The 6412-nt window shown below is 37.9% G+C and carries 5 protein-coding genes; all 5 read right to left on the bottom strand.

The features are described 5' to 3' along the window. On the bottom strand, positions 1 to 125 hold a 125-nt coding region (locus IE867_RS13865; protein ID WP_192483753.1), incomplete at its 3' end, for a transposase. 461 nt (positions 126 to 586) lie between these two features. Then, positions 587 to 1639, bottom strand: a complete 1053-nt coding sequence (locus IE867_RS13860) for an efflux RND transporter periplasmic adaptor subunit (protein WP_192485304.1) — start codon at positions 1637 to 1639, stop codon at positions 587 to 589. Between the two features lie 9 nt (positions 1640 to 1648). After that, the gene (locus tag IE867_RS13855; protein ID WP_225630080.1) at positions 1649 to 4708 is read right to left on the bottom strand and encodes an efflux RND transporter permease subunit; all 3060 of its coding nucleotides are present in this window, start codon (positions 4706 to 4708) and stop codon (positions 1649 to 1651) included. A gap of 220 nt (positions 4709 to 4928) precedes the next feature. Further along, a complete protein-coding gene (locus IE867_RS13850; protein WP_192485303.1) occupies positions 4929 to 5492 on the bottom strand; it encodes a hypothetical protein in 564 nt (187 codons plus the stop codon). Further along, a complete protein-coding gene (locus IE867_RS13845; RefSeq protein ID WP_192485302.1) occupies positions 5489 to 5686 on the bottom strand; it encodes a hypothetical protein in 198 nt (65 codons plus the stop codon). The genes IE867_RS13850 and IE867_RS13845 overlap by 4 nt, the downstream gene beginning before the upstream one ends. Positions 5687 to 6412 lie beyond the last annotated feature (726 nt).

Below are 6412 nucleotides of genomic sequence, written 5' to 3'. Positions count from 1 at the left end.
ATCTGCGTTGAATGCACACCATACTTTGAGGAAATCTCATTAATCGTTAAATCGCCTTTTATCGCGTCCAAAGCAACCTTGGCTTTAAATTCTGCTGTATAGCTTTTATTCTTCTTAGCTGGCATTTGTTACCTCCTAATTTGGCACACAGTTTAACATTTTTGAGACGCTTTTTGTGTCTCTAACTGTGGTCCAAAATATGGGGAGTATTATAGTCATTTGATGAAGACCATTCGCGAGCCAGAGTTGGTAATAGTGCTGCCAACTTGAGTACCATTAGGCATGTTGCATTAAATTTAATAAACAAAGAGAAGACAGCTAAAGTTGGCGTTAAAACTAAACGCTTAAAAGCTGGATGGGATGAACAGTATTTACGAAAAATCATTCAGGGGATTTAAATGCGATTGCCCTGTTCATTGAATATATTTTGGCTATATGTTTATGGTTAATGAGATAATTTTTATAACATTTTTTTGCCTAGAGATTGCTGCTGTTATGGCTAACTGTATATGGCGCCTAACTACTATTTTGGAAGATCGATAAATCAAGGTTTTTTAATATATTTTGATAAAAAACAGAACATTATTTACTTTTTCACAACAACCGTCATACCATTACTCAGCTTGCTTGCTCCAGCTGTGGCAATAACATCTCCAGCACTAACCCCTTTAGTAATAATCACATCATCTTGCCCTACTTGCGCCCCCAGTGTGACTTCTTGCTGTTGTGCTTTATCATTAATAATTTTATAAACATAAGACTTGCCATCATTATAAACAATGGCTGGAGATGGTAATATCATGGCATTTTTCTGTGTATCTGTAATTAATGAAACATTACCTAAATCACCGGGCAAAAGCTTGTGTGCTTCATTTTGAAAAGTGCTACGAATAGAAATACTATTGGTGCTGGGATTAATCATATTATCAATTGCCGTTACCTTTCCTGTAAACGTTTGCTTTGGATAAGCATCTAGATTTAACTCAACAACTTGAGCTTTTTTGACTTTACTTTGGTATTGACTTGGCAGCGAGAAATTAACATAAATCGGTGTTAGCGTTTGTAAAGAAAGTAAATTATCACCGACATTGACATATTGCCCTAGTTTTGGGCGTACAATCCCCATTGTGCCATCAAAGGGCGCTCGAATTACCGCATCATGTAATTGCGCCAAAATGCTTTTGCGCTGCGCTAAGTCTTTTTCATAGGTGGCTTTGGCAGTATCTAAGTCTTCTTTTGAAGCCGCATTCTTTTTATACAAAGCTTGCGCGCGTTCAAGATTGACTTTATCCAAGCTTGTTTGTGCTTTGTTAGACTCCAGATCCGCTTGAATGGATTCAGGGTTAATTTCAAGCAACACATCACCTTTTTTAACCGCTTGGCCTGAGGTGGCACTCACCTTAGTAATTCGACCTGAAACATTAGCTTTAATAATCACACCTTGTGATGATTCCACATGCCCTAATGCACTTAGCTTATCTTGATGCGTTTGTGGTTTAACTGTTATCGTTTCAATACTAGCCTTTGCTTTTTTAACGGGCTTTGTTAGTGATTGCTTATAAAAAACAAATCCTAAAATTGCTATAAAAACAACAATAGGGATGATGATTAAACTTAATTGCGCTGTTTTTTTTGTCATTGCTACCCCCTATGCCTTAGCTTGTGTTATGACTTGATTAATATCTGTTTTATTAGACCTTGATCTAAAAATACAATAGATAGTTGGCAAAATAATTAAGGTAAAAAGTGTCCCTAGTAGCATACCGGCAAAAATCACCAATCCCAACTGGTTTCTAGCATGCGCACCAGCTCCTGAGGCTAACAATAATGGCAAGGCGCCAAACACCATTGCTAAAGTTGTCATTAACACAGGCTTTAAACGAATGCTTGCTGCTTCAATAATGGATTCCTCCACAGTAGATTGATGTGTTTGCTGATGTTGTCTAGCAAAATCCACCAACAAGATCCCATGCTTGGTAATTAAGCCAATTAGGGTGATAAGACCTATTTCCGTATAAATATTAAGTGAGTAATTAAATAAATACAAGGCAATCAAAGCACTTGCCAATGCTAATGGCACGGTGAATAGAATCACTAATGGATCGATAAAGCTCTCATATTGCGCTGATAATACCAAAAAGATCACCACTAAGGCAGCAATAAATAGTAAAACAATACTGCTTTGCGATTGCAAGAATGAACGTGTTTGACCTTGCGTGTCATAGCTCATATCTTGGGTTTTATATTGATTAAATAAATCTTTAAAGTAAGTCAACCCTTGCTCCGTGCTATAACCACTTGCTAGCTGTGCTGAGATTGTTGCTGAGCGCTGGCCTTGAAAGTGCGGCCATGAGGCTGAGGTAATTTCATTTTTAAAGCTCACCACAGTGGATAATGGGATCGACTCACCTTGTGAGTTTTTAACCGTGAGTACATTAATAATGTTTTGATTACCGCGCATCTTATCAGCAACTTGTGGGATAACATAATAACCATAACCATTTAATACAAACTCATTGTTCTCAGGCTGACCAAAAGCAATGCTAAGTGTATTAGCTATATCACTCATTGACACCCCTAAATAGTTGGCTTTTGTTTTATTAATCTTGAGCACTAATTGTGGTTGATCAATATGTAAGTCCACCTGCACCGCTTGAATGTTTGAATTTTTATGCGAGGCACTCACCATCTCATTAACGGTTTTACTTAATTGGGAGAAATTGCCCATGGTTTTAACAACAAACTGAAAATTATAGATACCCTTAGATACTGGTAAAGCAGGTGGGGAACTGAACATCATGCTTAAACCAGGGATTTGTGCTAATTGTGGCATAATTTTAGCTGTGAGTTGCTGTGCTGATAAATCTCTATCATCCCAGTTTTTCAAGTTTGCTAACAGCATGGCTGAATATTGCCCAAATGGAAAACCATTGATTGCGCTATTATTTTCAATTTGCGGATACTTTTTCAAAATTTCATTAACAGAATTAGTATATTTTTGCGTGTAATCAACACGTGCTGAGCTTGGTCCCATAGCCACACCCACTAACACTCCTTGATCTTCATTGGGGGCTAATGCGCTTTTTCCTGCCAATATATAAGCCATAGCGCCACCTAATATCGCAATTAGCACAACGATCATCACAATACTTTTCTTATGATGAATAACGCTATTTAGAAACACCTTATAACGCTCGGCTAAGCGATCAAAGAAATGCTCTACTTTTGTTGCAATGGCTGATTCTTTCGTGGTAATCACCTTGGAGCAAAGCATCGGTGTGAAAAATAATGCCACCACACCTGAGACAAGTACAGCCGCGGCCAAGGTAAAGGCAAACTGTTTAAATAGCGCACCTGTTATTCCTGTATCTAAGCCAATCGGTGCAAATACCGCAAGCAAGGTAATGGTAATACCAATAACCGCACCCACCAGCTCTTTGATACCAATAATCGCAGCTTGCAATGGCTTTTTACCCATTAACATATGCCGATGAATATTTTCCATCACCACAATCGCATCATCGACCACTAAGCCAATAGCTAAGACAAAGGCGAGCATTGTCAGCAAATTAATACTAAAGCCAATAAAATACATAATTAAAAAGGTCCCACAAAGTGATAATGGGATCGCTGTCGATGGAATAATGGCTAATCTTAGTGAGCCTAAAAAGGCAATCACAATCAGAATAACTAATATAACAGTAATAAAGAATGTCTCAATGACCTCTTCGATTGAGGCATGTACATAAGTCGAGGTATCGCGAATAATTTGCACATCTAAATCATTAGGCAATTTAATTTTATCAATGGTATCTTTAACAAGCTTTGCCGTATCTACTGGATTAGCATCATTTTTATAAGTAATGGCCAAACCAACTGCTGGCGTGCCATTGGTGAACATCGTCTTTGTGGTATCTTGCGCGCCTAGCTTAACCGTGGCAATATTTCTTAAGCGCACCACTGTATCACCAGTTTTCTTAACAATAAGGTTTTGAAAGTCTTCTACTGTTTGCCCATCCGTTAAGGCTTTAATAGTAATCACTTGTGATGTACGATCTAACTCCCCAGGAGTCGCTTGAACATTTTGCGTACTTAGCGCATTTTCAACATCAGTCCCAGTAATACCATAGGCTCTCATTTTATAAGGATCCAGCCAAATACGCATCGCATATTGCCTATCCCCCATAATTTGAATTTCCCCAACACCTTGCACATTGGAAAGCACTGTTTCAAGGTTACGCATGATGTAATCGGTAATCTGACCTGCTGACATCGTTTGACTTGTATAGCTCAGCATTAAATCCGGCATACTCCCTGAATCCGCCTCTTTAATAATCGGGTTTTGCACGCCACTTGGCAGCTGTGATAACACACTAGATAACGATGTTTCAATTTCAGTCACAGCAGTATTTTCATCGGCGCCCACTTGTAGATTAATGGTGATCTTACTACTACCACTTGAACTCGTTGAGTTGATATAATCGACCCCATCAATGCCCTGCAATGCCATTTCAATCGGCGTTGTCACCATCGATTCAATCGTACTTGAATCAGCACCCGGATAACTGGTGCTAATCATAATCGTATCGCCACTTAAGGTTGGGTATTCCATCAACTCAAGCTTGTTATAAGCAAAGATTCCCGCAAAGATTAACAGCAAGAAACTTGAGATCGTAAAAATAGGTCTTTGAATAAAAAAACGCGTCATAGTTTACTCAGTCATATAGTTGTTACAGCAAAAAGTGCCAATTAGAGCAACCCACCCGCTTTTAGGAAAGGGGAGATGTTATCAACGGACTATTAAGTTAAACAGTCAACTGTCGACAGTGGGTAAGTTACTCTTATTAGCACTCTTTAAACATAGTAGATTATATTTCTTTACTTAACATTAACAATATTAATATTATTAGAAAATTAGTATTGTGTAATCACTCACCTGGAGAGTGGCATGCATTAACAGAAGCACCTTCTCCACCATGTTCCTGTGACAATTCAAGATATTCTAAGTCAGGGTTATGGTGTTGTGGGACTATGTTCTGCTGCCCACTTTGTGGTACATTCACAGAACTTTGCTGGTTTTTTTGGGGGGGGGTGTTTTTTAACCGTTTCATTCCTAAATTTTGATTAATTTTAGCTGATACATGAGTGGAAGCATATGAAGTAGCCACTACCATCCCAGGTAATTCAAAACCATATCGTAGCCCATAGAGTTTTAGAAGGGTACCAAACCCACGTTTTCTACAATCATCACTCATCATAAAATTACTAGGATCAGAAATAGTTGCATCTATGGAAAAACAGTTTTTTGTTTTTACTTTAAACCGAGTCAATGCAAGAAGACTATCATCATAGAAAACCAGTGCATAAAAATAAGGACTATTTGTATCACTATTAAGTGCCTTAGACAATATATCGGTGGTCAAATGACATAATATTCGCCATTCATGGTCATCTCTATTTGTCCTTTGTTGCAGTTCCCACCAGTTTTTCAATGTATCGCATTCTGGCTTAAATTATCTGTAGCTCTAAATTCATACATTTTGGGATTATCAGACTTTGTCCCAATTTTAGGATTAAATTTCGGCTCTGTAGTTGATAGATTCATTTTAGTAAGGACAAAGTCTCCTCTTGAATCAGCATTGTTACCCATCTTTTTACCTCTAAAAGTTATATGACTTCCAGCCACGTTCAAAGCTTATCTAGTTGACCCCTTAAGTGGTTGTAATATTGTGACTATAGGCACTTACCATCGTAAGTGAACCCATAGTAACGAACCAAAAATAAGTTGCGTTTTAAAACCTAGGCTCCCGCCTTCGCGGGAGTGACGAGGCCGTCATTGCCGCGAAGGCGGCAATCCATAGTGCAAGTTAATTTTGAGCCGCTACCTAGTATAAATACTAACAATTTAACCCATAGATTAGAATACAGAAAAACACACAATTTTTAATATATTTGTAAGTGCTCAGACCCCTCCCGCTATCTCATTATCAATTTGTATTTTGAGGCGTTGATTCAACTGAGAAATTATCAGGAGCATAAATCATATCGGGAACACGCCGAATAGCTGAGGAAACCCTTTCTGTGAAACCACTAAAAAATTTCTTCAAACTAAGAACATTATTTGGAGCATCAGGTTGAGATGGTTGATAATCATCCATGCATAAATTGTAAATGGTTTGTAAGCATTCAGACCCCTTCGCCAGAATATATTAAAAAACCCAGATTTATCGATATATACTCAACACATTTCTGTTGATATTATAATTTTATGTTATAGGGATGTAGCCTGAAATCAAATGGACATGAGAAAACCAAAGCTGTTAAAAAAGGAAGAGCTTAGCACATTAAGCCTTAAGAATTTTTCTTCTTTGGATTTATCTCAACAACAATTAAGTTACGAAGATTTGCTACA

It is taken from the genome of Cysteiniphilum marinum (genome assembly GCF_014857925.1).
Classification (GTDB): Bacteria; Pseudomonadota; Gammaproteobacteria; order Francisellales; family Francisellaceae; genus Caedibacter; species Caedibacter marinus.
Note: the sequence above shows the minus strand (reverse complement) of the source record. Positions and strands in the feature narration are given on the sequence as shown.